The organism is Streptomyces sp. SPB074 (assembly GCF_000154905.1).
In the GTDB taxonomy this organism is placed as follows: Bacteria; Actinomycetota; Actinomycetes; order Streptomycetales; family Streptomycetaceae; genus Streptomyces.
Window position 1 is genome coordinate 492,029 of record NZ_GG770539.1, and the last position, 25,921, is coordinate 517,949.

Genomic DNA, 25,921 nt, shown 5'->3' on the forward strand with positions numbered 1-25,921 from the left:
CCGGCGGCGCGGGCGAAGGCCGTGGCGCGCGGCCGGTCGGCGGCGAGCAGCCGGGACTGGGCGCGGACGTCGCAGCCGGTACGGGCGGGCAGGCCCGCGTAGAGCCCGGGGGTGTCCCCCGCGACGAGGCGGGGCCCGTCGTCCTCGTCGCCCTCGCCCCCGGGCAGCGGCTGCTCCGTCCGGGTGAGCGGCGTGGGTGCCGCGCGCGTCGCCGCGGCGGTGAAGGGGGCGGGGCCGCGCGCTCCCGCGCGTTCCAGGACGGTGTCCGCCGCCGCCTCGGCGCGCGGCTCGCCCGCGCCGCACCCGGCTGCCCCGGCGGCGAGCAGGGCGAGCACGGCCGAGGCGAGGACGGCGGGGGCGGTCCGGAGAGCTGTGCGCACGGTGTCCTCCCGGCTCGGGCGGCGCCCCCGGTGGGCACGGCCGCGCGGACCCGGAGCGGACCGCGCGGGCTCCGCGCGGCCGCTCCGGGTGCTGCGCCATTGTGTGCCGGGCGGGAGGGAACGGCGCAAACGGGAGGAATGCGGGCGAAGGTTCTCTTCCGGTTGCGGCCCTCGGCTCTCCCGCGCGACCGTCTACGCCACCGTCCCGGGGCCGGCCACCACCGCCGGGTCCGCCCCCGCCGCCCCCGCCCCGGCCTCCGGCTCCGCCACGGCCTCCGCCTCCACCGGGTCCACCGCCTTCGCCGCCCCCGCCTCCGCCGCCTGCCGGTCCGCCCGCCAGTACTCGCCCTCCGGGTAGCGGTACGTCGCGAGCGCCTCCGGGCGCATCTCGGCCGAGAAGCCGGGCGTCTCGGGCGCCCGGTAGTGGGCGCGGTCGATGACGACGGGGGCGAGGAAGTGCTCGTGGAGGTGGTCCACGTACTCGATCACGCGGTCCTCGGTGCTTCCCGAGAGCGCCACGAAGTCGAACATGGACAGATGCTGCACGAGTTCGCACAGCCCCACTCCCCCGGCGTGCGGGCACACCGGGACCCTGTGCTTGGCCGCGAGGAGGAGGATCGCGAGGTTCTCGTTGACGCCGCCGACCCGCGCCGCGTCGATCTGCACGACGTCCACCGCGCCCGCCTGGAGCAGTTGCTTGAAGACGACGCGGTTGGCGACGTGCTCGCCCGTCGCGACCCGCACCGGGGCGACGGCCCGGCGGATCGCCGCGTGGCCGAGCACGTCGTCGGGACTCGTCGGCTCCTCGATCCAGTAGGGCTCGTAGGGCGCGAGCGCGCGTACCCAGGTCACGGCGCGTTCGACGTCCCAGCGCTGGTTGGCGTCGAGCGCGAGGCGCACGTCGGGGCCGATCGCGGCGCGCGCGACGCGGCAGCGGCGGATGTCGTCGGCGAGGTCGGCGCCGACCTTGAGCTTGATCTGCCGGAAGCCGTCGGCGACGGCGCGGCGGGCGAGCCGGGCCAGCTTCTCGTCGTCGTAGCCGAGCCAGCCGGGCGAGGTGGTGTAGGCGGGGTAGCCGCGCTCGCGCAGCCGCGCGGTGCGGGCGGCGGCGCCCTCACGGCCCCGAGCGAGCAGGTCCAGGGCCTCGGCGGGGGTGAGCGCGTCGCTGAGGTAGCGGAAGTCGACCTGCGCGACGAGCCACTCGGGCTCGGCCTCGGCGAGCAGCCGCCACAGCGGCAGCCCGCGCCGTTTGGCCGCGAGGTCCCACACCGCGTTGAGCACCGCCCCGATCGCCATGTGCATCACGCCCTTCTCCGGCCCCAGCCACCGCAACTGGCTGTCCCCCACGAGATCGCGGGCGAGGCTCGCCGGGTCGGCGCACAGGGCCGTCACGGAGCGGCCGACGAGGTACGGGCGCAGCGTCTCGATCGCCGCGACCTGCACCTCGTTGCCGCGCCCGATGGTGAAGGCGAAGCCGTGCCCCTCGTTCCCGTCGTCCGCGTCGGTGCGCAGCACGACGTAGGCGGCGGAGTAGTCGGGGTCCGGGTTCATCGCGTCGGAGCCGTCGAGCTCGCGCGAGGTGGGGAAGCGGACGTCGAGCGTGTCGACGGCGGTGACTCGGGGGGGTGTTGCGGTCACGGGTGACCTCTCTCGGTCGGGGACGGCGGGACACGTACCGGCGCACCGGCGCACGGCGCCGCCACCGGTCGCCCGGTCGCGGCGCACGGCCGTGCCCGCGGCCCGGGGGCCGCGGCACGAGTGCGCGGGGCGGGGGCTCAGTCCTGCGCCCGCCCGGTGGTGACCCGGGCCAGGATCAGCGCGACGAGGATGATGCCGCCGTAGATCGCCTGGGTCCACGGGGCCGGGACCTGTGCGAGGGTCAGGAGGTTCTGCACGACGCCGAGGAGCAGGACGCCGGTGAGCGCGCCGAACATCGTGCCCTTGCCGCCGTCGAGGCTGATGCCGCCGATGACGGCCGCCGCGAACACGGTGAAGATCATGTTCTGGCCCTGGTTGGCGTTGATGGCGCCGACGTAGCCCGTCTGCATGAGCCCGCCGAGCGCGGCGAGCAGCCCGGCGACGACGAACACGCCGAGCATGACGCGTTCGACCCGGACCCCCGCGGCGCGCGCCGCCTCGGCGTTGCCGCCGATCGCGTAGAGCGCGCGGCCGATGCGGTGGTATGTCAGGAACAGCCCGGCGACCGCGAAGCAGACGGCGGCGACCCACACCGAGAGCGGGACGTGCAGCAGCGTCGTGGTGGAGAGCGTGTAGAAGGCGTCGGGCATCCCGAAGAGGGTCTTGCCGTCCGTGGAGCCGACGAGGAGCCCGCGCAGGACGATGAGCATCGCGAGCGTCACGATGAAGGCGTTGAGCTTGAGCTTGACGACGAGGAAGCCGTTGAAGGCGCCGATGAGCGCCCCGGCGACGAGGACGGCGAGCAGCGCGAGCCAGGTGGGGACCTCGGTGCCGAAGCCCGCGGCGCTCGCCGGGAGGACGAGCATCGCGCCCACGGCGGGGGCCATGCCGACGACGGATTCGAGCGAGAGGTCGAACTTCCCCGTGATGAGGACGAGCGACTCGGCGAGCACGACGAGCGCGAGCGCCGCCGAGGCCCCGAGCACGGAGATGAGGTTCGCCTCGGTGAGGAAGGCGTCGTTGAGCACGGCGCCGAGCACGAGGAGCAGCACCAGGGCCGGGACGAGGGCGAGTTCACGGGCCCGGCGCAGCAGCACGGAGCGGTTGCCCGGCGGGGCGGCGACCGGCTTCTCGCGGGTCTCGGCGGGCAGGGTGGTCTGGGTCACGGCCTCTTCCCTTCGGGGGAGCGGTGCGGGGGTGCGGGAGTGGTGGGGCCGTCCGGCGGCGGGGGCCCGGCGCCCTCGTCCCCCTCCCCCGCCACGCCCTCGATGGCGGCGATGAGCCGGTGGTCGTGCCAGCCGGCCGGGAAGGCGGCGGTGACGCGGCCGTGGAAGAGAACGAGGACGCGGTCGCAGCGGCGCAGGTCGTCCAGTTCGTCGGAGACGACGAGGACGGCGGTGCCGTCCTCGCGCGCCGAGTCGACGCGGGCGAGCAGCGACTCCTTGGAGCGCACGTCCACGCCCGCCGTCGGGTTGACGAGGACGAGGGCCTTCGGGTCCGAGGCGAGCGCGCGGGCCATGACGACCTTCTGCGCGTTGCCCCCGGAGAGCCCGGAGACGGGCTGGGCCGGACCCTCGGTGCGGATGCCGAGGCGCTCGATGAGCGCGGTGGCGAGGGCACGTTTGCGCGCGGGCGGCACGAATCCGTACCGGCCGAGCCGGTCGAGCACCCCGAGCGTCGCGTTGTCGCCGACCGTCATCCCGAAGACGAGGCCCTGTTCGTGCCGGTCGCGCGGCACGCAGCCGATGCCCGCGCGCAGTGTCGCGGCGACGTCGCCGAAGGGCAGCGGACGGCCGAGGACGCTCGCCGTGCCGGAGCGGGGGGGCCCGCAGCCCGGCAAGGGTTTCGGCGAGCTGGATCTTCCCGCTGCCGCTGCTCCCCGCGAGCCCCACCACCTCCCCCTCGCGCACGCGCAGCGACACGTCCGTGTAGCCCTCGCCCGTGAGCCCGGCGACGTCCAGCACGAGGGGCGCGTCGGCGGGCACCTCGTGGCGCGGGGTGTTCTCCGCGGTGGCGACGGCCTCGCCCGCCATCGCCTCGACCAGCGCGGCACGGGGCAGTTCGGCCACCGGGGCCGTGGTGATCCAGCGGGCGTCGCGCAGGACGGTGACGGTCTGGCACACCTCGTACACCTCCTGGAGGTGGTGCGAGATGAACAGGAAGGTGATGCCCGCCTCTTGCAGCGCCCGCATCCGGGTGAAGAGACGGTCGATCTCACGGCTGTCGAGCTGTGCCGTGGGCTCGTCCAGGACGATGAAGCGGGCCCCGATGCTGAGCGCGCGGGCGATCTCCACCATCTGCCGGTCCTCGACGCGCAGGTCCCCGGTGCGGGCCCCCGGATCGACGTGGACGTCCCAGTGGCCGAGGAGCGCGGCGGCCTCGGCGCGCAGCCGGCGCCAGGAGATGAGGCCGCCGCGCCCGGTGGGCTGCCGGTGCAGGAACAGGTTCTCGGCGACGGTGAGGTCGGGGACGACGGTGGGCTTCTGGTAGACGCAGGCGACCTTGGCGCGCCAGGCCGCGCGGTCGGCGAGGCCGGGGGCGGCGGCGCCGTCGAAGCGGATCTCGCCGCTGTCGGGGGCCTGGAGCCCGGTGAGGAGCGAGACGAGGGTGGACTTGCCCGCGCCGTTGCGCCCGACGAGGGCGTGCGACTCGCCCGCCCGGACGGTGAGACGTCCGTCGGCGAGGGCGACGGTGGCGCCGTAGCGCTTGCTCACCGAGCGGGCCTCGGCGAGCGGCGGCGGGCCCTGGGAGCTTGCGGGGCTTGCGGGGCTTGCGGGGCTGCTCATTTCGCCGTGTTCCCCCACAGCTTCGGGTCGTCCACGTTCTCCTTCGTGACGAGCGGCGCGGGGAGCTGGTCCTCCAGGTTCCCCGAGGGGGTCTTGACGATGCGGCGGCCGCAGGTCAGGAGAAGACGCTGACGTGCCCGGTGCCGGGCCGCAGCGCGAAGGGTCGCACCTGGTTGGTGCGGCCCGATGGCTCCGGAGCGCTGACCGATCCCCAAGTCCTGCGTGACGAACTGATGAGGACCAGCCCCGAGTCGCTCCGCCAGGCGCCGACCTCGCTGGTGTCCTTGGACAGGCGGTGAAAACCCTGATGGACGAACGCGAAGAAGTGATCTTCGACGTGCCGGCCCGCCCCGATGCCGTCCGAGACGCACGGGAAGCCGTGTGCAAGACGGTGACCGAATGGGGCTTCGGCTCCATCGCGGACGATCTGATCGTCTGTCTCTCGGAGGCCCTGACGAACTCGATCACGCACGCCGCCCACGGCGAGACCGTGGCCGTGCTGGTCCGTAGGGAAGGTCCGATGGTCCACGTCGAGGTCGTGGACTGCGACGACCGCCGCCCCACGTCGATCATCCCGGCCGAGGTTCAGCTCTCGGACCCTCTGCCCACACGGCACCAGCCGATGGACCGAGGCAGGGGGATGTTCCTCATCAAGATGCTGTCTTCCCGCTGGGGCGTGGAGTCCAGGTCTCCCGGCAAGTGCGTGTGGTTCGAGAAGGACGCCTGCCTGATCGGAGTTGCCGGATGACCTCCATACCGTCCACCGTCGCCACCGAGCCCGCTGCCGGTCGCGCCTTACCGCTTCCGGGGCGGCACGCAAAGCCGGCACAGGGGCGTCGGCGCTACACCAACGACGAGCTGCTAGCGATGGCCGAGGTCCACCTCGTACTCGGCACCACCGACGAGGTGGCGGCGAACGTCCACCAGATGGTCGGGGTCTACCAGCGCATCGTTCAGGTCTGGTTGACGCCCCACCTGTACAAGGGCAACCAGAACAGGTCCTGCAAGGGATGCGACGGGGAATTCACCTACGCCAAGTGCTCGCAGGCCGGCCTCTTCCGGGAGCTACTGACCGAGCACGCCCCGGACCTGCCGATCCAGGAGCACTCGACCAGCGAGTTGCTGCGGATGGCTGAGGAAAGGCTGCCCCGCTCCACCAGCACCGCGGTGTCGCCGGAGACACGCCAGATGGTCGGTCTGTACCGGCGCGTTGTCCGGATGTGGTTGCAGCCGCACCTCCGCAGGGGTGACCCGCCGGACCCCTGCGAGGGATGCGGGGGGCAGTACACCCACGCCGACTGCCCGCACACGGAGTTCTTCCGGCAGATGCTCCATGAGTTCGCCTCGAACTTGCTGGAGGCGCGCTGATGAGCACCATGACGCAACCTCTGCGCGACGGCCGGGTGCAGGCCCGGGTGGACGACGGCAGCCACCCCCTGGTGAAGCCGTTGTCCGCCCGGGGGCCGCAGGCGGTGCCCGGTGAACCGGAAACAGTCACGTCTCCCAAAGAGCTGGGGATACCGGTCGTCGGCTACCTCCGGCAGGTCAAGGGAGACGGGTGGGAGGACGGCGAACGAGCCCTCCGCGAAGCGGCGGACACCCGCGGGTACCACCTCGTGGACATCGTTCGCTCGACCGGCGTCTCGACCCTCACCTCCGGCTGCCCCGGCATCATGCAAATCCTGGGCCAGGTGGACCGCGGCGAAGTCCAAGGTGTCCTCACCCTGGCGACCACCACGATCGCGTGGGACCACGAAGTTGTCCGGCGCATCGCAGCCCGCATCTGTTCCCGTACGGCCTTCCTGGACTTCGTATGGGGGGCAGCGGCCTTCTCGCCGCCGCGGCGCCCCGAGGGGGCGCGATGAGCGTCGTCACGTTCTCCTTCTACCGCTTGGTCCAGGTGACCGCGCCCACCGGCGAGACCACCACCGAGCGGGAGGAGATTCGGCCTCCGATCCGCTACGACTCCATCAAGCCTGCCCCGGGAACGGAGATTCGTCTCCACGGCTTCCCGCCGTGTCCCTGCCCCCAAGCCCCCGCCTGCCATGTCCGCGAAGCCGCGAGGCCGACGACTTCCGCATCGGCGCCCACTACTCCCGACGACACCGCAGCTTCCCTCCCCCGCCGAGTGCCCGGCCGCGACCTTGCCGCGCGTCAGGCTGGGAGAAGGACACCGGTTCCTCCCCCGCCCTCTCCCATACCGGGCGCGGGAGGCGTTCCCGCCGCCGAGCCTGCATCGGGGTCAGCGCGCGGAAGGCACGAGGCGGTGCTGGCCGGCAGCACTCCCTGACCGCCAGCACCGCCTTCTGCACCCCACCAGACTCCGCTTGGGCGTTCCCGAGCGGACGCGCTGGCCCCGCTGGGGCGGGGCCAGCGCACCCTCCAACAGCACCAACGGCCAACGGACGTGATGAAGTTGACTACTCCCGCCGACGACGAGCACCACGGCGACTTACCGGCGCGTGAGGTCTCGGTCCGGCCGACCGGACGTGCGGACCGCCCCATCGCCCTGTGTCTGGGAGTCGAGGGCAGGAACGGTCGGCCCGGCGCTGCCCACGGAGTGCTGATCACCCCGGACAGCGCGCACGCCCTTGTGCAGGATCTGGCGGACCAGCTCGGTCTGGTCGTGCTTGAGCCGGCCCCCTTCATGCCCTCCAGCGACCGGTGACCGACTCCGTAGCCGAGGCCCCGGTGTGGGCCCGAGCCGTGCGTCGGCGAGCACTTCCCTTCGATCTTGAGGAGCACCTTGATGTTCAGTGCATCCATACCAGCCAGCACACGAACGCCGGTTGCAGCCGGGGCCGTTGTGCAGACCGACGACCGCCCCGGCGTAGTGGATTCCCTCCGGGTCCTGGTTGTTGGCCAGGGCTACGTGGGGCTTCCCCTGGCGGTGCGGGCTGCCCAGATGGGTCACCACGTGGTGGGGCTCGACACCAACGTGCACCGGACGGAGGCCCTGGCCTGCGGCAGTTCGCCGGTCGAGGACATCACCAGCGCACAGTTGGGGCCGCTGCTGCGGGACGGCACCTACCGACCCACTTCGACGCCGGACGATGCCGCAGGGTTCGACGTGGCGGTGATCGCCGTCCCGACGCCGCTGCGTGAGGGCGTGCCCGATCTGTCGTACGTGCTCGCGGCCGGACGGACGGTGGGGCGGTACCTGCCAGAGGGCGCGTTGGTCGTGCTGGAATCCACCAGCTACCCGGGCACCACCCGGAGCATCCTGGGGTCCATCTTGGAGGAGGTCTCCGGGCTGCGGATGGGCGACCAGTTCGCGTTGGGGTTCAGCCCCGAGCGGATCGACCCCGGCAACCGGTTGTGGACCCTCGCGACGACTCCCAAGATCGTCAGCGGCATCGACTCTGCGTCGCTGGAGCGCACCGCCGCCTTCTACCGCGGGTTGGTCGAACGGGTCGTCCCGGTGGGACGGTGCGAGGAAGCCGAGCTCGCGAAGCTGCTGGAGAACACGTTCCGGGCCGTGAACATCGCGCTGGTCAACGAGCTGGCAGAGGTGGCCCGCGACACCGGCCTGAACCTCCGCGAGGCGGTGGCCGCCGCGGAGACCAAGCCGTTCGGCTTCATGCGTTTCGACCCCGGCCCCGGCATCGGAGGCCACTGCCTGCCGATCGACCCCGTGTACCTGTCCTGGTGGGCGGAGCAGTCCCGTGGCCAGGGGTCGCGCATGATCGACCTCGCCGCGCAGATCAACGCCGGCCGCCCCGCCTACGTGGTGAGCCGGGTGGGTCAGTACCTGACCGGCCTGGGGCGCTCGCTCGACGGCGCGCGGGTGCTGCTGCTCGGCCTGGCCTACAAGCCCGGCAGCAGCGACCTGCGTGAGTCCCCCTCGCTGGAGGTGGCCCACCTGCTGGTGGACCACGGAGCACAGGTCCGCGCAGTGGACTCCTTCGTGGACCCCGCCACCGTCCCAGCCTCGCTCGACGGCGTACGACTGGTGTTGGCGACTGACGAGGAGCTGGCCGCCGCGGACGCCGTGGTGCTGCTGACCGATCACGAGACCTTCGACTACGACCGGGTGGCCGCCCTCTCGCCCTTCGTGCTCGACTGCCGGGGCCGCTTGGCGGACCGCCTGACCGCCGCCGTGGAGCAGTTGTGACCGGCGGACTGCGGGTCACCGTCACCGGCGGTGCCGGATTCATCGGGTCCAACCTGGTGTCCTGGCTGTTGCGGCACCCGGCGATCGGGCGGGTCACCGTCGTGGATGACTGCTCCACCGGCAGCATGAGCCTGCTGGGCAGCGATCTGCCCGAGACCGACTTCCGGCACGGGAGCGTGCTCGACGCTGGACTGCTCGACCAGGCCATGACCCGCGCCGACGCCGTGGTGCACCTGGCCGCGCTGCCGTCCGTTCCCCGGTCGATGGCTGACCCGATGGCCAGCCACCAGGCCAACGCGACCGGCACGCTCACGGTCCTGGAGGCTGCCCGCCGCGCCGGCGGGCCGCTGGTCGTGGCGGCGGGCCTTGACCCTGGAGTTTGAACACGTCTATGCGGCTCGGGCCAGGGTAGTTGAGGTTGGGTGGACGGTGATCTCGTAGGTGATCGGGGCTCGCTGGCCGAGCCGGGAATGACGGCGTCGGGTGTTGTAGCGGGACAGCCAGTGGAAGGCGTCGAGTCGTGCCTCGCGCTCGCTTGACCAGCCCTTTCGGCCCTTCAACGTCTCCCTTTTAAAGCTGGCGTTGAACGATTCGGCGGCGGCGTTGTCCGCGCTGGACCCGACGGCGCTCATGCTCTGCAGGACACCGGCCCGGCGGCAGGCGTCCGCGAAGGCCCCGCTGGTGTACTGGGCTCCGTGATCGGTGTGCATGATCGCCCCGTTCAGACTGCCGCGGGTCCGTTCCGCGGCGGCGAGGGCGTCGATGACGAGCTCGGTGCGCATGTGGTCGGCGATCGCCCAGCCTGCCAGGCGGCGCGAGCACAGGTCGATCACTGTCGCGAGATAGCAGAACCGTCCGCCGCCGACGCTCAAGTAGGTGATGTCACCGACGTACTTGGTGTTGATCTCCTTCGCGGTGAAGTCGCGGCCGATCAGGTCCGGGGCCTTCGCGGTGGCCGGGTCGGCGATGGTGGTGCGGTGCCGGCGCCGCAGACGGACCCCTTCGAGGCCGATGGTCCGCATGATCCTGGCAACGCGCTTGTGGTTGACCGCCTGGCCGCCCTCGTCGCGGAGCTCGGCAGTGATCCTCGGGACTCCGTAGGTGCCGTCGGACTCCTTGTGGGCCTTGCGTATCCGGGCCGCGAGCCGGTCGTCAGCGGCCTGACGGGCCATGCGAGCCGGGGCGGTGCGACGCCAGTAATAGAAACTCGAGCGGGCGATCCCGAGAATGTCGCAGAGCCGCTTCACGCCGTATCGGCGCTGGTGATCCTCAACGAACTGGCAGCGGTTCACCAGCGCGTCTCCGTCGCGAAATACCGGGCCGCCTTGCGGAGGATGTCGCGTTCTTCCTCCAGCTCGCGGATCCTCTTGCGCGCGGCGGCCAGCTCCGCCTGAACCGGGTCACCGGCAGGCTGCGGTGCCGTTGCGGGGGCGGAATGGGCACCGGCGCGGCGTCCGTCGGCGGCCCGGATCCAGTTCCGCAGCGTCTCGGTGTTCACTCCGAGATCGGCGGCGACCGACTTGATCGTCGCTCCCGGACGCGACCGGTACAACGCGACCGCGTCCGCCTTGAACTCGGCGGGGTAATGCTTCATCCCCACAGGGACTCCGTTCTCCTGGACCATCAAGATCCAAGTCTCTCCGGTGTCCAAACTCCAGGGTCAGGGCCCCCGGACGGCAGCGGTCTGGCAGTGGTCGAGCGGTTCTCTCGCTTCGTGTCGAAGTCCACGATGAAGACCGTGTGGGGCTTGGCGGCCGACACCAAGACCGGCGAAGAAGTCGGGATCGAGCGGCCCCGGCTCGCTGGTGGCGCTCCGAAGCTGGTGCTGGTCGAGCCGACCGCCGACCAGCGCGCCCGACTCCAGACCCTCGTGGCCCGGGGCCAGGCGATCCACGCCGGGGACGTCACCCGCGAAGAGGACAACATGCTGGCCGTCTCCGGCGAAGGCCGCGCGGTCGCGCTGGACCCCCGGCTGGTAGACGCCAAGGCACCCGCGGCGAACAAGTTGGTGGAGGCGGCCGACATCATCGCCGCCGGGTACCACGCCCACAAGGACCACACCTACGCCGTCTCCAAGCGCGACGACACCCCCCACCCGACACCGGGTGGCCTGTTCTTCGTGTTCTGCAACAGCGGAACCCCTGGCGGTAACAACAAGGGGAACTTCGACCTCTATGCCGAGCTATGCGATCTGCTGGCCGACCGCGGCGTTCCTCGCGAGCTGGTGCAGTTCGCCCAGGACAATGCCACCCCGGAGAAGAAGGCCGCGATGTCCCAGGCCGCCAACCATGGCGGCATCGCTGTCCTGATGGGCTCCACCGAAGTGCTCGGCACCGGCTTCAACGGCCAGAACAGGGCCTATGCGCTGATGCATCTGGACCAGGACTGGACTCCGGCCAGCATGATCCAGCGCAACGGGCGCATCGTCCGCCCCGGTAACCAGCACGAGGAGGTGAATGTCTACTTCCTGGCCACTAAGGGCAGCATGGACGCCTGGCAGGTCGGACTGCTCACCTCGAAGGCGGAGGGCCTACGCGACATCCAGCGGCCACCTGGTGTCGGCGACGACGACAACGACAGCGTGGAAGAGATCGGCGCGACCGACTGGGACTACGCCACGATGGCCGCCGAGATCGGCGGCAACCCCTACATGAGGCAGTTCATGGAGGCCAAGCTCCATCTCCAGGGCCTGGAATCTGACCGCCGCAACCACGCCGCCGACCGAGTTCGCCAAGCCGAGCTCTTGCTCGCCAAGGAGGCGGAACTCAGCAGCACCAACCGTGCTCTCGTTTCCCGGGAGGCTGCCCTACCGCGGATCACCGAGACCACTCGCGGCGACGCCTTCCGCATCCAGATCGGCGACCGCGATTTCGACCAGCGCGGCGACGCCGGCCCCGTGCTTCGCCAGGCGGTGACCCAGGCCCTGCGCAGCCACAGCACCCTAGGGCTGGGAGCTTGGACGAAGGTCGGCACCTTCGGCGGACTCGACTTCGCCGTCCGCCCCGAGATCCTTGACGGCGGCTCCGAGATCCGCGCCCATGTCGGCTTCCCTGACCTGCGGCACAGCGAATCCGTTTGCTCCATCGGAGACCTGGCCAACTCCAGGTTCGGCGGCACCATCATTGGGCGATTGGCGACCGCCTTGGAGAAGGCGGAAGATCACCAGCTCATGGATCGTGAGCGCGTGCCGGTGCTCGAAGCCGAGATCACGCTACTCAACGCTCAGCAGGCAGCCGTGGACTACGGGGCCGCCATCAAGCACGCACGACGCCGGGTCGAGCTACTGGACGCCATCGTGGGGGCGATCACCGAACGCGACAAGCTCCCCGAACTGACCGAGTCCATGCTCGATCCGGAGAGGCACCGGACCCCGGAGAGCCGTCAAAAGGCCATTCAGGATCGTGCCGAGCAACGAGCGCCCCACCAGGCCAAGGTGGACCAGGCCGCGGCTGCCCTCACGGCCTATGACCAGGCGAACCCTGCCCCGGAACTGCCAACCGCCCGAGCCGTCGAGCCGGAGCCTGCCGTCGAGCCGGAGCCTGCGGCCGAGCCGGAGCCTGCGGCCGAGGAGCCGGGCGCCGGGGTGGGGCCGGCTGCGGCGCCCGCGGTCGAGCTGGAGCCTGCGGCCGAGCCGTCTGCCGTCGAGCCGGAGCCCGCGGCCGAGGTGCCCGCCGTCGAGGAGCCGGTCGTCGTCGAGCCGGAACCGGCCGTCGAGGAGCCGGGCGCCGGGGATGCCCTTGGGCCGCTTGGCACGCTCCCGCTCTTTTCAGACAGCGCGCAGGTGGATGAACCGCCTGTGCCGCATGAGGAACCAGAGCCCGCCGTCGAGTCTGCTGTCGCCGAGCCGGGTGGGGCCGATTCCGTAGGAATCGTTGGGGCTGAGCAAGACACCTTGTTCGGTGATCCTGAACCAGTGATCGTCTCGCCGGAGTTGCCTGCCGCCGAGCCCGCGGTGGTCGAGCCCGAGCCACCTGCGGCAGTGCCGGAGCGGGTGGGTGATTCCGTAGGAATCACCCAGCCTCAACAAGACAGCCTATTCGGTGACCTAGACCAGCCTGAGCAGGCCGCACCGAGTGTGGACCTGCGGAGTGCCCACTACAGGGAGCCCCACACGCAGACTTGGTTGGAGGCTGCCCAGGAACGCAGACACCTCGTTGACCAGTGGAACAGCTCGTCTCTGGCCGCGAGGCTTAGCGCCGAGCCAAGTGACAGCGATGGTCACCGTCTGGCAGCGGCCGTGCAGGATGCAGTCGCGCACCGCGATACCGGCGACCAGATGTACCAGATCCAGCAGCGGGCGTGGAACAAGGTCATCACGGCCATTGACGCGCTGCTGACCTACTTGCGTGCCAATCCAGACGTCGCGCAGGACAGCGACGTTGGCCGAGCGGTATTGGAAAGCCTTCGGGACCGTGCCAGCGTGCACATCGCCCGGATGAGGACCACCTCCACCATGGGCGACACGATCGACCTACTGGAGCGCATCCGGGCAGCCGCAGCGGCCGAGGTGCCCGCCGCCGGGCCGGTGCCTGCGGCCGAGGTGCCCGCGGCCGGGCTGGAGCCCGCGGCCGGGCTGGAGCCGTTCGCCGTCGAGGAGCCGTCCGCCGCCGGGCCGGTGCCCGCCGCCGAGGTGCCCGCGGCCGGGCTGGAGCCCGCTGCCGAGGTGCCCGCCGCCGGGGTGCCCGCGGCCGGGCTGGAGCCTGCCGTCGAGGAGCCGTCCGCCGCCGGGCCGGTGCCCGCCGCCGAGGTGCCCGCCGCCGTGCCGGAGCCCGCGGCCGAGCTGGAGCCGTCCGCCGTCGAGGAGCCGTCCGCCGTCGAGGAGCCGTCCGCCGCCGAGGAGCCGTCCGCCGCCGAGGTGCCCGCCGCCGAGCCGCCCGTGGTTGCCGGGCCGGGAGCGGCTGCTGATCCGGAGCCCGCCGCCGGGGCGCTCGCCGTTGTAGGTCCGCCTGCGGTCGTAGAGCCGGTCGCCGGGGCCGCCCGTGATTCCCTAGGAATCGCTCCGCAAACCGCCCGGACCCCATCGAGTGAGGAAGCACCCGTGGCTGAGGAACCGCAGCAGCTTGCTCTCGTGATCCCAGTTGTCCCCGTCTTCCCCCAAGTTGACGAGCCGACCTTCGAGGCTGCCGCTGCACGGACTGCCGCCGCGGTAGACGCTCTGCGCACGCTGTGGAGAATCGGCCCTGCCGCGCTCGGATTCCCCCAGGACGTGCACGACGTGATCCGCGCGGAGTGGCAGAGGGCGGGGCGGGAGGCTGCTGTTCGGGATCAAGACCAGCGAGGTCAGTACGCTGGGGCGTTCGCTTCGGCGCAGACCGAAGTGGAGAACTCGAACGCACCAGATGCTGACGTGCTGGCACTCGCGGAGGAGGAACTGTCTCCGGCAGAGCCGATAGCGACCGAGGATGAAGCTGCCCGCGGCGAGTCGCGGCTGGAAGCGACAGAGGAGCCAGAACTCGTGGCAGAAGCAGACCTGGCCGAACGCGGCCCCGCAACGATCGACCAAGCTGTCGAGGCCATCCGTCAGCTTCGAGCCGACCTGGAACAGAGCCTCCCTGGCGATCCAGCGGCAGACGACAACCAACTTGACGACCCTCTGGCAAGGTTCATCACCGCCCTGGAACAACTCCGTCCCGAGGTCGAGCAGCCAGCCGGGGAGCAGCCCAACCCAGAGCTGGGCGTTGAGGGTCTGCCGGAGCTGGAGGAGGCGTTCGTCGCAGCCGCCCGGCACGAGCGGGAGTTCAACGGAGCCCCGGAATGGCGTCAGCTCAGGGAGGTGTGGCAGTCCACTCAGCGTGTCTGGGAGAACGCCCGTAACGTGCTGGCCAGGTACGGTGCGGACCTCGCGACGGACATCCGGTGGCAAGGGATGCTGCGAACTGTCGGCATCCGGGCCGCGGGAGCCGTGGCCCGGCTGTCCAACCGCCTTGCCGATCGGCTCTCCAAGGCCGGACGCCACGACTCCCCCGGCCACCGCGCCCTGATCGGCCTGAGCCGAGTTGCCCAGAACTTCGCCGCCCGGCTGCGGGGGCAGAACCCTGCTGAGCACTTCGCGGCGATCGACGCCGTGACTGAATCCATCCGAGACCTTCGGGCCGACCTCATTCGGGAGCCTGATGGAACAGAGAGCAGCACCGGACCCGCGGCCCCGGGGCGATCGGAGCCACCTCGCGAGGTGGACGCCTTCCGTCTGGTCAACGACGCCTTTGGCGCAGCTACCCGCCACACCAGGGAGTACAACGGAGCTCCGGAGTGGCGCCGTCTCAATGTAGTTTGGCCTGCGGCAACTCGACTTCTCGGCGAGCAGCGAGCCGGGGCGATCGCTCGTTACGGAGCCGACCTTGCCACAGACATTCGCTGGCAGGGCGCCGAGCGCACCGTTGCCATCCGGACTCTCGACACCGTGGCACGGCTCTCCAACCGGCTCGCTGAGCGGCTTGCCGGCGCCGGTCGGCACGACTCCCCCGGCTACCGTGCGATGCAGGGCCTCAACCACTCGGCACAGCGCGCTGCGTCAGCACTTCGTGGGGAGGACCCCATCGAGCGGGCAGAGCGCACAGCCGCCTTCGACAGGCTCACCGACTCCTTCCGTGATCTCCGTGCCAGCCTCGCCGCCGTGAGCCTTGACGAAGATGGCCCGGAGCATGGAGATGGTGGGCCGGGTGGCGGCATCCCCTTCGGCGAACCGGCGCATCCGGTCATCCAAGCGCCGGAGCAGAAGCAGCAGGGTGAGGCCGGACCCGGTGCTCAAGCACCCGGTGCTCATCCGGCGCTCAGCGGCAGCCGCGACCCCGGGGCTGGCCTAGGCGAATAGGCCGGCCTGATTCCGTAGGAATCACGTCCGTGAGTCGCCGAAGGGAATCCCGGCCGCTTCGCGGTCGGGTTCTTCGCCTCCGGCGGGGGCCTCACTCCCAGAGGGGAGGGGGCGCCGTGATGATCTTGACGTGAGTGGGGGGTTCCGGCGGGGAGCGAGGGGCACCCTCCGCCCGATCGGCGCCGAAGGCAAGCACGGAACCTCGGTGGGGGTCAACCGGCAAAAAGCACGCCGGTTGACCCCCACCGAGAACCCGTACTAGGGCAGAGCCCGCCGACCGACCGGAGGGAACCCCTCGCTCTGGCCCCCGCCTCGCACGAGGCCGCGCCAACCCGCCCGCTGTGCAGCCTGCGGGCAGCGGGTTACCGCAGGCGGCACCAATCATGGCGTTATTGCTGTATATTACTGCTGAGGGTGCCGTGCTGACTCGGCTCGTCGGTATCCGCAGAAGAGGGGGACATGTGGAGCAGGACATTCTGATCGATGATTCGGCGCAAGCTCGGGTCGTGACTTGCATCCTGCATTGGCCGCACTCCAGCGGCTTCGACGCTCACTGTCTCGCCAGGCTGATCTATCCGGACCTATCCGGCCAACCTACGGCGGTGCTCTCGGAGATCGCTAGCAACCCCGACGCCCTGGGCATCACTGGCGATTTCGCCAGTGCCGCGACCGCGTTTCTGGACGTGGTAAGGCCGTACATGACGTTGGACCCTGAACAGGTCCAATGGTTCGCGCACCACGGTTTGTTCTCCTCCTACGACCCCACAGGCGCCGAGACCCTGACTGAGGTGACCATGCCGTTCGATGGCAATCGTTACCACAGTGATCTCCGCGGCCATCGACTGCTCACGCCAGAAGAGGCCGCTCAGGCTCTCGTTCGTTGGCAGATGGTGCCCATCCCCGACAGCCTGGCTCGCCTCGGCCACTTTGACTGAGAGGTCTGCTCACCTCCATGGCTCAGACGCGCCAGTTATCCGGGAACGCCCTTCTCCGGTCCGTACGCGAGAATCTCGCCATGTACCGCGATGCCATTGAACCGTCTGGGAAAGGGATCGCTGTCGTTCGGTTCACGCCCACTGACAGTGACTCTCCTGAGTGGGTACGGCGAATGGAAGCCTCGCGAGTCTCAGCAAACCAAAAGGTAAAAGCGTTCTCCTACCTCGGGTTTACCGTCGACCATCTCGTGCTGCCCGGGACCGTCTCGGCTGCCGAGTTCGCCGACCGGATTGACGCCTTCAACGCAGACGACCACATCAGGGCGATCATCGTTCAGTTCCCTCCGCCAGCCCGACTCACACCACTCGTGCAGCGCCTGGAGCAGATCAAGGACATCGACGGTCTGCTCGAAGACCGCTCCCCGCATAGGGCATGCGCCACCGCAGATGGCATCAGCCGCGTGGTTATCCCCGTCGCTGAAGAAGCATCCATAGCTGTGGTGGGTGCCCGGGGCTTCGTCGGCCGCGGCGTCGTCCGCCTTCTCAAGGATCATGGCCTTGACGTGATCCCCCTCGACATCGGTGACGACCTACGACGAGCCGCGCACGCGGATATCGTCGTCTCCACCGCCGGTAAGCCGCACATCCTCACACCTGACCACATCAAACCGCACCACCGACTAGTGGTCGATTCTGGCTTCACGCCCTTGCCAGACGGCACAGTGGCAGGTGACATCCACCCAGCGGCCACGTACATCCCCCAGAACATCACCCCGGTACCAGGAGGCGTCGGACCCATAGAAATGGCTGTTCTGATGGATCGGATCATCCGCCAGGAAGCCGACCCCGAGCTCACACCATGGACTTGCCCACAAGCGATGTTCCTGCCTCGCACGCACTTCGTCGAGACCGCGTCACACCCTGGTCCGACCGGTCGAGCCCGCCAACCGCTTGCCCAGCCGAAACCGCCCCCGCAGCGCGGACACGACCACGGTAGAGACGACGGGCGCACCCGCTGAACGGAGACCAGCAGTGCTCACCGACACCGAATACACCGCCCTGACCGCGACCGAGATCGCCACAGCCGTCTGCGCTGGCGAACTGTCCGCCAGCGAAACCGTCGAGGCGGCCCTCCGGCGCGTCGAACAGCGGGACGGCGACATCAGGGCCTTCTGCGAGACGTGGCCCGATCAGGCCCGTCGAGCCGCCGCCCACATCGACGCCCAGGTAGCCCGCGGTATCCGACTCCCCCTCGCGGGAACGCCCATAGGCGTCAAGGCAACCGAAGGAGTCAGCTCCTTCCAAAGTGAGCGGCTGATGGCGGCAGGCTGCATTCCTATCGGTTCAACGTCCGTACCGAACCGCACAGCCGGATGGCAGACCTTCGGCCACACCGACCGAGGACCCACGACTAACCCAGCCAATCCCGAGTGGTCGCCAGGAGGTTCCTCGGCGGGCTCAGCCGCCGCCGTCGCCGCTCGTATGGTCCCGCTCGCCACAGGCAGCGATGGCGCCGGATCGGTACGTATTCCAGCCGCCTGGTGCGGCATCATCGGCTTCAAACCCACCAACGGACTTCTGCCCGCCCGCGACGCGGCCGGCCTGAACACACCTGGGCCGCTCGTGCGCACCGCCGCCGACGCCGCCGCCTACCTTGAGGCTGTCACCGGCACCTCGCACTTGCTGAACTCGTCGCCGACCAGGTGCACCGTGGCATGGTCAGCGACGCTGGGATTCGCAGACGTTCATCCCTCGATCGCCCAGACCGCCTATGACGCCTTTCAGAGCTTGGTGGAGGTCGGCCTCGCACTACCCGTTGACGTCGATATCGCTCTGCACGACCCCGCGCCGGCATGGTCCGTCCTTCGACGCGGTATGGACCGCCCGCACATGGTCACCGAACTGGTCTCCGACAACCACCAGCGCCTGGACGAAATCTTTCGTTCCGTCGACTTGATCGCCACGCCCACGACCCCCTACCCACCGCACGGTCACGATGGCCCTGGCGACCACATGAGCGTCGCGCTGACTTGGGCGTTCAACATCAGCGGTCACCCAGCCATCAGCCTTCCGGCAGGGACCACGAGCCGTGGTGAACCAGCGGGACTCCAACTGATCGCAGGCCACAAGGCAGACGATCTCCTGCTGAGAATCGCTGCCGACGCGGCTTTCGCATGTCCTGACCTAGGATTGTCACAGAGGCGGACATGAGCGACCGTCCAAAGCTCTGGGAGCATGGCATGATCCCTCACGGTCGAACCGCCATTGATCGTGCTGGCGTCGCGTGCATCTTCGACAGGGCGCTTGGAACTCTGTCCAACACCACCCCGCACCTCGCCGTCGACTTTCCCAAGCGTCTGAACCCCGCAGCCAGCCGTAACTGGCTCTGGGATGAGGAACAGGTTCGAGCCCACCGTGACGGCCGCCCCATCCCACCTCTTCCGCAAGACCCCCACCCCGGGGATCTGCTCGATGACAAGGAGGCCGCCGTCTACGCCGGACTGCGGTTCTCCACATGGCGAGCCTATGTCTCAGAAGGTCGCATCGAAGCTACGCCAGTGATCGTCTGTGGTGTCCGGCACTGGGTCCGTAGCACCATCCGGCGGCGTCATGAGACTCCGCCCGGAACACGGGGACGACCCCTCGGTGTGGCGGACGCGAGGCCCCGTCGCCGCCGGGCCGAGAAGGTCTGACCAGAGTATCCCGGTTGATGCTCAGGCCAGCCCCCTCCGCAAGCACTGGGCTTACCAGCGGTCAGTCGAACCGGTTGCAGGCCCGTGACCAGCAAAGACTTAACCCCGGTGATATGCCTGACCTCACGGCCGGTAGGGATCGCTCCGGGGTTTTCGAGTTCAGTATACCCTGCTACCCGTGTCATCATCCGCTCACCCTGCGTGGACCACCGCCGACCTTCGACGGCTGCTGTCGCCCGGACGCTTCGACCAGTACGTTGTAGCTGCCGGCTCGCAGCCGAAGGCGGCAGAGCTCTACGTGTGGAATACCCGGGCGGCCGGCGCCCTGCACGAGGACCTCGGTGCGTTCGAGGTCATCCTGCGGAACGCTCTCGACCGCCAGCTCACCCGGTATCACCAGATCGTCCTTTCGGGTGATGGTCGCTGGTACGCGGACCCGCGGATGCCGTGGAAGTCGAAGAAGCTGGCCGACCAGATCGACCGAGCCCGAGCCCAAGCGACCCGGAACGGCAGGACCCCCGAGATCCACGGCAAGGTGATCGCGGAGGCGACGTTCGGGGTGTGGCGGTACATGCTCGCGGCTAACTACCAGGCGACGCTCTGGGCACCGGCCCTGCGTCGGGCCTTCCCACACCTTCGCTCGCAGAAGCGGGAGATGATCTACACTCCCGTTGACAGACTGAACGCGCTCCGCAACCGGATTGCTCACCATGAGCCCGTTCACCACCAGAACCTCGAAGCCCGGCATAAGGAGCTGCTGCGGGTAGCCGGGTGGATCGACCCGGCCGCCGCGGCGTGGATCGCGGAGACCAGCAGGGTGAAGCAGGTCCTGGTGGGCCGCCCATGACCTCAGAGCCCGATGCCGAACAGCGGATTCAGGTCCTCGTCCCAGATCGCGGCGCGGTCGAAGTAGCCGGCGAAGGCGCGGGAGCCGTCAGCCCAGCCGCCGTGACGGCCAGACTCCAGCATGTCCTTCCCCGCCTCACGGGCCGCCTTCGCGTAGCCCCTTCGCAGCGAGTGACCGCTCCACCGGGGCGGCAGGCTGGGGAGCAGATCGTCAGGGACAGCCGTCAGGCCCGCCCGCTTGGCGGCCCGCGTGACGATCTCCGCGATGCCCTCGGTGGTCATGCGGCCGGAGGGATCACCGATCGGGAGCCCGCGGCGGGTCATCGGCGGGTTGATGTGACCGTGCCGGTTGATCCGTACGTAGATCGGACCGCTGACCGGGTAACCCAGGTCCAGCAGGCACTGGCGCCAGGCGTGCAGACGCCGGACCGGACAGGTGGAGGGGTAGGCGCCGTAGGGGACGCCGAGCGGCTGGTCGTTGTTGACCTTCGGCCGGTAAAGGTCGTACTCCAGCCCCTGTTCGACGTCGGCAGTGTCCTCCCAGTCGAGGAGCTTGGCCTCGCTGCTTCTTGCGGCGAGCGCGAAGCCGTTGGTCATCGCCGCGGCATCCCGCAGACCGATCGGGGTGGTCAGGTCCGTGTGCGCGATCATCGTTCGCAGAATGAGCGGCGTGGCAGCCGCGGCCTTGGCGACCCTCCCCCGCGGGTCCTTGGTCTCCTTCAACTCCCGCTCGTAGCCCCGGAGTACGAGCCGGGCGCCGGTCGTGTCTGGCGGAGCGAAGCCAGCAGCCTTGTGTGCGACGGCGATGGCGGCCATCGCGCGCTCGATCGGGGCCGGCTCGTACGGCATCCCTGTCCGGGGGCGGGGGAACACGGTCAGGAAGGTGACGTACTCCGTCAAGGTCTCGGCAGAGCAAGGCAGTGGACACGCTCCCTCGCCGAATGCCCATGCCTCGAACCTCTGCCAGTCGCCGGCGTAGCCTCTTCGAGTCTCCGGCGGGATGCCCTTCTCCATCGCCGCGACGGCGCCGGCCGACAGCTTCGCTCGATCCGGTCCGGAGGTGAGGGCACCCCGGCGGATCGCCAACTCGCCACGATGCAAGGTACAGCCTCTCTCTTTTGGCAGTGACTAGCGCTGGCCGTCTGGCTCTTGGTAAGGCACGTTATCAAGAGCCAAGGACACCGGACTGTGCTCGACCTCTTCTCCCGGAGCGGGGTGAGGGTGACGGCCCGTCACCTTCACCCGCCGCAACCCGCTGTTGCCATGTGTCTTCTGGAGCGCTGCAATCAGCTCGACTGGTCACGCGAGTTTCCGCGCCGGCTTAGACCTTGGCTTCGTAGCGGGCTCGGACCTGCTCGTCGGCAAGCCACAGCTCCCACAGTTCAGCGGGAACGCGAACGGGCTGAGGATCACCGAACAGTGACTGCTGAACGGGCTGCTCTGACGACTCAGGTACCGCCTCCATGGCGAACAGCGGAGGCGGTACGAGCATCACGTGGACCTCTTCCGGAGTCGTGGTCGGTGGGCCCGGGCTCGAAGGTCTTCCCGGCCATCGCGGCCTTGATGTAGTACATGCCGTACTTGGCATAGGCGTCGGCGGGCTGCGAGACGGTCGCGTCGATGTCCCCGCGGCGGATCGCGTCGAACTCCTGCGGGATGCCGTCGTTGGAGATGATCGCGACGTGCCGCTCGTCCCCGGCGGGGAAGAGGAGCTTCTTCGACTTGAGGGTCTGGAGGGTCGGGGCGAGGTAGACGCCGCCCGCCTGCATGTAGATGCCCTTGATGTCGGGGTGGGCGCCGAGCAGCGTGTCGAGCTTCGCCGCCGCCGTGTCGGACTCCCACTTCGCCGGGATCTCCAGGACCTTGAGGTCCGGGTACTTCTTCTTGGCGCAGTCGCGGAAGGCCGTCGAGCGGTCGCGCCCGTTGACCGAGGCGAGGTCGCCCATGATCTGGACGACCTTGCCCTTCTTGATCTTCTGCCCGAGGTAGTCGCACGCCTTCTCGCCGTACGCGACGTTGTCGGCGCGCACGACCATCGCGACCTTGCCCTTCTCGGGGGCCACGTCCACGGCGACGACGGGCACGTTCTTGCGCTCCGCCTGCTGGAGCCCGGCGGAGATCGCGGCGCTGTCGAGGGGGGCGACGACGAGGCCCTTGACGCCCTGGTTGAGCTGGTTGTTCATGTCGGTGATCTGCTGGGCCGGGTCGCTGTTGGAGTTCACGGTCTTGAGCGCGTCGACGCCCTCGCTCTTCGCGAGCTTGGGGACGTAGTCGTTGTACGACTGCCAGAAGGGCGAAGTCAGGAGCGGCAGGATCACCCCGACCTTGCCGCCCCCCGTGCCGGAGCCGCCCTTGCCGGAGGCTGCGCCCGGGCTGTCGGTGCTGCCGCAGGCGGCGAGGAGGAGCACCGCGCAGGCGAGCGCGCCGAGCGCCCCGCCCCTGCGGCGGGCCGCCGTCCTCGGGCGCCTCTGACGGGCTCGCGCTGTGCTGCTTCGCGCTGTGCTGCCGACCATGCTCGTGACTCCTCGTCGTGCGGGTGTCGGGTGCGTGGGCGGGGGCGGTGTGGCGCGCGTCCCCCGGCGGTGCCGTGCGCACGGGTGGCCCGTACGTGGCGGTGCTGCCGCACGGGTGGTCCGCACGGCGGCCGGAAAACCCGGCCGCTGCGATAGTGATCCGACCACTTGGCGTGCGCAAGCCCCCCGACGCCCTTTTCTGGACCGCAACTCGCTTATTGGTCGGATCACTTGCCGGTACGGGAGGGTGCGGCCCGGGTTAGACTCGCTGCCCGAGCGGTCGTGAGTGGACGGTGCGTACCGGCGTGCGCGGCACGTGGGGCGCGCTCGTACCGGCAGGAAGGAGGGCGGCGTGCCGGAGGTGGAGGAGCCGCGCGCCGAGGCTGGCGCGGGGCGCGGGGTGACGGTGACGCAGCGGGCGGTGGAGCAGGTCAAGGCGATGATCGCCGAGGACAGGCTGCACCCGGGCGAACGGCTGCCCAACGAACGGGACCTGGCGGCGCGGCTCGGCATCTCGCGCAGTTCGATGCGCGAGGCGATCCGGGCGCTGACGGTGATGGGGGTGCTGGAGGCGCGGCACGGCTCGGGGGTGTACGTGACGCACCTGCGGGCCGGGGACCTGCTGGAGACCTTCGGCGTGGTGGCCGGTCTCTCGCGCGGTCCGCAGCTGCTCGAACTCCTGGAGGTGCGGCGGGTGCTGGAGTCCACCGCGACGGCGCTCGCGGCGGCCCGCATCGACGCGGCGGGGCTTGCCGAGGTGGCGGCCGAGCTGACCGCGATGCGGGCGACCGAGGACCCGGAAGTGATCCTCGCCCACGACCTCGCCTTCCACCGGGCCATCGCGCGGGCGGCCGGGAACGCCTCGCTCGCCGCGATCCTGGAGGGCCTGTCCTCGCGCACCTTCCGGGCCCGGGTGTGGCGCGGCCTCCAGGAGGAGGGCGCCTTCGAGCGGACCCGGGACGAGCACGCCCGTATCCACCGGGCCCTGCTCGCGCACGACCCGGAGGCCGCCCGCGCGGCGGCGGCGGCCCACGTGGGAGCGGTGGAGGACTGGCTGGCGGGCCACCTGGCACGGCAGGAGGCTGCGGAGGGCGGCGCGGAGGGGTGAGGCGGCGGGCGGGGAGCGCGGAGTGGCGTGCCCCCTCGAGCGCGACGCGGCGGGCGGCGGGGCGGCCCGGCGGCGCACGCGCACACCGCCGCCCCGCGCGCCGGGGGTCAACCACTCCCCCGGCCTCGGGCCTGGGCCAGGGGCTCAGCCCTGCCACCACACCGTCGTGTCCGGTTCCAGCACCACGTTCCCCGCCGCGTCCGCGACCGGGAGTGCGTCCCCGCTGCTCAGCAGCGCCTCGCCAGGGCTCGGCAGGGTGACCGGCGCGGCGCCCGTGTGGGCGGTCACCACGACGGGCCGGCCCACCGCCGACGCGCGGCGCAGCGCGAGCACGCCCTCCGGCGCGTCGAGCCAGCGCACCTCGCCGCCCGCGCCGAGCGCGGGCTGTGCCCGGCGCAGGGCGAGCGCGGCACGGTAGAACTCCAGCGTGGAGCCGGGGACACCGGTCTGCGCCTCGACACTGAACCCTCCCCAGTCCGCCGGTTGCGGAAGCCAACTGCCGCCACTCCCGAATCCGTACGAACTCCCCTCGCGGGTCCACGGCAGGGGCACCCGGCACCCGTCGCGGAAGCCGTCCTGGCCCGCCGCGCGGAAGTACGAGGGGTCCTGCCGCACCTCGTCGGGGAGGTCCACGACGTCCGGGAGGCCGAGTTCCTCGCCCTGGTAGAGGTAGGCGGAGCCGGGCAGCGCGAGCATCAGCAGGGTCGCGGCCCGCGCGCGGCGCAGGCCCAGGGCGCGGTCCCCGGGGGTGCGGAGCTGGGTGCCGAGCCCGGGCGGGTTGCCGAAGCGGGTGGTGTGCCGGGTGACGTCGTGGTTGGAGAGCACCCAGGTGGCGGGGGCGCCGACCGGGCGCATCGCCGCGAGGGTGCGGTCGATGACCTCGCGCAGCGCGGGCGCGGACCAGTCGGTGCTCAGGTACTGGAAGTTGAACGCCTGGTGCAGTTCGTCGGGGCGCACGTAGTGCGCGGTGCGCTCGACGGTGGGGGTCCACGCCTCGGCGACGAAGACGCGGGCGCCGTCGTACTCGTCCAGGACGCGCCGCCACGAGCGGTAGATCTCGTGCACGCCCTCCTGGTCGAAGTACGGGGTCGCCTCGTTGCCGAGGAGCTTGACCTGCCCGGCGGCGCCGACGTCGGGCAGTCCGGGCGCCTTGACGAGCCCGTGCGCCACGTCGACGCGGAAGCCGTCCACGCCCATGTCGAGCCAGAAGCGCAGCACGGAGCGGAACTCGTCGTGCACCGCCGGGTGTTCCCAGTTGAAGTCGGGCTGCTCGGGTGCGAAGAGGTGCAGGTACCACTCGCCGTCGGCGGTACGGGTCCAGGCGGGACCGCCGAAGACGGACTCCCAGTCGTTGGGCGGGAGTTCGCCGTTCTCGCCACGTCCGGGACGGAAGTGGTAGCGCTCGCGCGCCGGTGAGCCGGGACCCTCGGCGCGGGCGCGCCGGAACCACTCGTGCTGGTCCGAGGAGTGGTTGGGCACGAGGTCCACGATGACGCGGAGCCCGAGCGCGTGCGCCGCGCGCAGCAGCGCGTCGGCGTCGTGCAGATCGCCGAACATGGGATCGACGGCCCGGTAGTCGGCGACGTCGTAGCCCGCGTCGGCCTGCGGCGAGGCGTAGAAGGGGCTCAGCCACACGGCGTCGACACCGAGGTCGCGCAGGTGCGGCAGACGGGCCCGGATGCCGGCCAGGTCGCCCATGCCGTCGCCGTCGGCGTCGGCGAAGCTGCGCGGGTAGACCTGGTAGATGACCGCCTCGCGCCACCAGTCGGCGCCGGGCACCGGGTCGGGGGGCCCGGCCTGGGCGGGAACGGGGGCGAGGGCGGAGTCGGCGCGGTGCTGGCTCATGGGGTCCTTGCTGGTGACGTGTACGTACGGGTGGCGCGTCGTGCGGTACGGAGGGCGCACCTGCCGGGGCCGGAAGGTGGACCGCTCGGCGCGGCCGGGCCACCGGTGGCAGGAGGTCCCGCGGCGGGCGGGCCGCCTCCGGCCGCGTCGTCGCGACGGCCGGGGCGCACGAGAGAGCGACAGCGCCGCGGACGCCGTGGAAGCCTTCGCGGCAGAGGGCCGCCGGTTCCCTCCCGCCCCCCCTGAACGTCA

Annotated in this window: 19 protein-coding genes and 2 pseudogenes; 11 read left to right on the forward strand and 10 right to left on the reverse strand. The window is 70.5% G+C overall.

From position 1 onward, the window contains the following. From SSBG_RS30550 to SSBG_RS34080, 6 genes and pseudogenes are all read right to left on the reverse strand, one after another. The coding region (locus SSBG_RS30550; RefSeq protein ID WP_324603485.1) for a DUF6777 domain-containing protein at window positions 1-380 on the reverse strand (380 nt) is incomplete at its 3' end. 192 nt (window positions 381-572) lie between these two features. After that, window positions 573-2,018 (reverse strand): enolase C-terminal domain-like protein, encoded by a 1,446-nt coding sequence (locus SSBG_RS02010; protein ID WP_008744568.1) that lies wholly within the window; start codon window positions 2,016-2,018, stop codon window positions 573-575. A 137-nt stretch (window positions 2,019-2,155) separates the two neighbouring features. Then, a complete protein-coding gene (locus SSBG_RS02015) occupies window positions 2,156-3,169 on the reverse strand; it encodes an ABC transporter permease (protein ID WP_050776847.1) in 1,014 nt (337 codons plus the stop codon). A gap of 11 nt (window positions 3,170-3,180) precedes the next feature. Then, window positions 3,181-4,236 (reverse strand): ATP-binding cassette domain-containing protein, encoded by a 1,056-nt coding sequence (locus SSBG_RS34070; RefSeq protein ID WP_324603595.1) that lies wholly within the window; start codon window positions 4,234-4,236, stop codon window positions 3,181-3,183. Window positions 4,237-4,309: 73 nt separating this feature from the next. Then, window positions 4,310-4,804, reverse strand: a pseudogene (locus tag SSBG_RS34075) (ATP-binding cassette domain-containing protein); the annotation flags it as partial. Continuing rightward, window positions 4,801-4,905: pseudogene (locus SSBG_RS34080) on the reverse strand (sugar ABC transporter substrate-binding protein); the annotation flags it as partial. The pseudogenes SSBG_RS34080 and SSBG_RS34075, both read right to left, overlap by 4 nt. A 206-nt stretch (window positions 4,906-5,111) precedes the next feature. On the opposite strand from SSBG_RS34080, the gene SSBG_RS02025 reads away from it, so the two are divergent. From SSBG_RS02025 to SSBG_RS02050, 5 genes are all read left to right on the forward strand, one after another. Continuing rightward, window positions 5,112-5,552, forward strand: a complete 441-nt coding sequence (locus SSBG_RS02025) for an ATP-binding protein (RefSeq protein WP_078491195.1) — start codon at window positions 5,112-5,114, stop codon at window positions 5,550-5,552. Between the two features lie 119 nt (window positions 5,553-5,671). After that, window positions 5,672-6,172 carry a hypothetical protein gene (locus SSBG_RS02030; RefSeq protein WP_037868715.1) on the forward strand — a complete coding sequence of 167 codons (501 nt, stop codon included), beginning with the start codon at window positions 5,672-5,674 and terminating at the stop codon, window positions 6,170-6,172. Further along, a complete protein-coding gene (locus SSBG_RS02035; RefSeq protein WP_008744574.1) occupies window positions 6,172-6,669 on the forward strand; it encodes a hypothetical protein in 498 nt (165 codons plus the stop codon). The genes SSBG_RS02030 and SSBG_RS02035 overlap by 1 nt, the downstream gene beginning before the upstream one ends. Window positions 6,670-7,553: 884 nt before the next feature. Beyond that, window positions 7,554-8,918 (forward strand): nucleotide sugar dehydrogenase, encoded by a 1,365-nt coding sequence (locus tag SSBG_RS02045; RefSeq protein WP_078491196.1) that lies wholly within the window; start codon window positions 7,554-7,556, stop codon window positions 8,916-8,918. Further along, on the forward strand, window positions 8,915-9,301 hold the full coding sequence (locus tag SSBG_RS02050; RefSeq protein WP_050776704.1) for an NAD-dependent epimerase/dehydratase family protein: 387 nt from the start codon (window positions 8,915-8,917) through the stop codon (window positions 9,299-9,301). Before SSBG_RS02045 ends, SSBG_RS02050 begins: the two co-directional genes overlap by 4 nt. Before the next feature lie 6 nt (window positions 9,302-9,307). Here the strand turns inward: SSBG_RS02050 and SSBG_RS02055 are convergent. Further along, window positions 9,308-10,518 (reverse strand): IS3 family transposase gene (locus SSBG_RS02055; RefSeq protein ID WP_086023026.1). Its coding sequence is split into 2 segments (ribosomal slippage): window positions 9,308-10,227 and window positions 10,227-10,518, totalling 1,212 coding nucleotides; the frame shifts between segments, so codons are not numbered across the junction. A 90-nt stretch (window positions 10,519-10,608) separates the two neighbouring features. Between SSBG_RS02055 and SSBG_RS30095 the strand changes: the two genes are divergently transcribed. The 5 genes from SSBG_RS30095 to SSBG_RS02085 all read left to right on the forward strand — a co-directional run bounded on the left by SSBG_RS30095 (window position 10,609) and on the right by SSBG_RS02085 (window position 20,204). Continuing rightward, window positions 10,609-15,729 carry a hypothetical protein gene (locus SSBG_RS30095; protein WP_050776705.1) on the forward strand — a complete coding sequence of 1,707 codons (5,121 nt, stop codon included), beginning with the start codon at window positions 10,609-10,611 and terminating at the stop codon, window positions 15,727-15,729. 461 nt (window positions 15,730-16,190) lie between these two features. Continuing rightward, window positions 16,191-16,664, forward strand: coding sequence for a hypothetical protein (locus SSBG_RS02070; RefSeq protein ID WP_037868718.1), 474 nt, complete (start codon window positions 16,191-16,193; stop codon window positions 16,662-16,664). Window positions 16,665-16,681: 17 nt separating this feature from the next. Continuing rightward, a complete protein-coding gene (locus tag SSBG_RS30560) occupies window positions 16,682-17,683 on the forward strand; it encodes a bifunctional 5,10-methylenetetrahydrofolate dehydrogenase/5,10-methenyltetrahydrofolate cyclohydrolase (protein ID WP_008744580.1) in 1,002 nt (333 codons plus the stop codon). A gap of 13 nt (window positions 17,684-17,696) precedes the next feature. Further along, window positions 17,697-18,875, forward strand: a complete 1,179-nt coding sequence (locus tag SSBG_RS02080) for an amidase (protein ID WP_050776706.1) — start codon at window positions 17,697-17,699, stop codon at window positions 18,873-18,875. Between the two features lie 660 nt (window positions 18,876-19,535). Then, the gene (locus SSBG_RS02085; protein WP_037868723.1) at window positions 19,536-20,204 is read left to right on the forward strand and encodes a hypothetical protein; all 669 of its coding nucleotides are present in this window, start codon (window positions 19,536-19,538) and stop codon (window positions 20,202-20,204) included. Between the two features lie 2 nt (window positions 20,205-20,206). Here the strand turns inward: SSBG_RS02085 and SSBG_RS02090 are convergent, their stop codons facing one another. Together SSBG_RS02090 and SSBG_RS02095 are read right to left on the reverse strand one after the other, a co-directional pair. Further along, window positions 20,207-21,289 carry an integrase gene (locus tag SSBG_RS02090; RefSeq protein WP_008744584.1) on the reverse strand — a complete coding sequence of 361 codons (1,083 nt, stop codon included), beginning with the start codon at window positions 21,287-21,289 and terminating at the stop codon, window positions 20,207-20,209. A 362-nt stretch (window positions 21,290-21,651) separates the two neighbouring features. Next, window positions 21,652-22,716, reverse strand: a complete 1,065-nt coding sequence (locus SSBG_RS02095) for a sugar ABC transporter substrate-binding protein (protein WP_008744585.1) — start codon at window positions 22,714-22,716, stop codon at window positions 21,652-21,654. A 400-nt stretch (window positions 22,717-23,116) separates the two neighbouring features. Between SSBG_RS02095 and SSBG_RS02100 the strand changes: the two genes are divergently transcribed. Further along, on the forward strand, window positions 23,117-23,824 hold the full coding sequence (locus tag SSBG_RS02100) for a FadR/GntR family transcriptional regulator (RefSeq protein ID WP_008744586.1): 708 nt from the start codon (window positions 23,117-23,119) through the stop codon (window positions 23,822-23,824). Between the two features lie 144 nt (window positions 23,825-23,968). Here the strand turns inward: SSBG_RS02100 and SSBG_RS02105 are convergent, their stop codons facing one another. Further along, window positions 23,969-25,669: a glycoside hydrolase family 13 protein gene (locus SSBG_RS02105; RefSeq protein ID WP_037870970.1), complete on the reverse strand. Its 1,701-nt coding sequence runs from the start codon at window positions 25,667-25,669 to the stop codon at window positions 23,969-23,971. Window positions 25,670-25,921 lie beyond the last annotated feature (252 nt).

Coding starts and splice junctions, on each gene's coding strand:
- SSBG_RS02105 (WP_037870970.1), bottom strand. CDS start 25,669: ATGAGCCAGCACCGCGCCGACTCCGCCCTCGCCCCCGTTCCCGCCCAG.
- SSBG_RS02025 (WP_078491195.1), top strand. CDS start 5,112: ATGGACGAACGCGAAGAAGTGATCTTCGACGTGCCGGCCCGCCCCGAT.
- SSBG_RS02035 (WP_008744574.1), top strand. CDS start 6,172: ATGAGCACCATGACGCAACCTCTGCGCGACGGCCGGGTGCAGGCCCGG.
- SSBG_RS02045 (WP_078491196.1), top strand. CDS start 7,554: ATGTTCAGTGCATCCATACCAGCCAGCACACGAACGCCGGTTGCAGCC.
- SSBG_RS02095 (WP_008744585.1), bottom strand. CDS start 22,716: ATGGTCGGCAGCACAGCGCGAAGCAGCACAGCGCGAGCCCGTCAGAGG.
- SSBG_RS30560 (WP_008744580.1), top strand. CDS start 16,682: ATGGCTCAGACGCGCCAGTTATCCGGGAACGCCCTTCTCCGGTCCGTA.
- SSBG_RS02030 (WP_037868715.1), top strand. CDS start 5,672: ATGGCCGAGGTCCACCTCGTACTCGGCACCACCGACGAGGTGGCGGCG.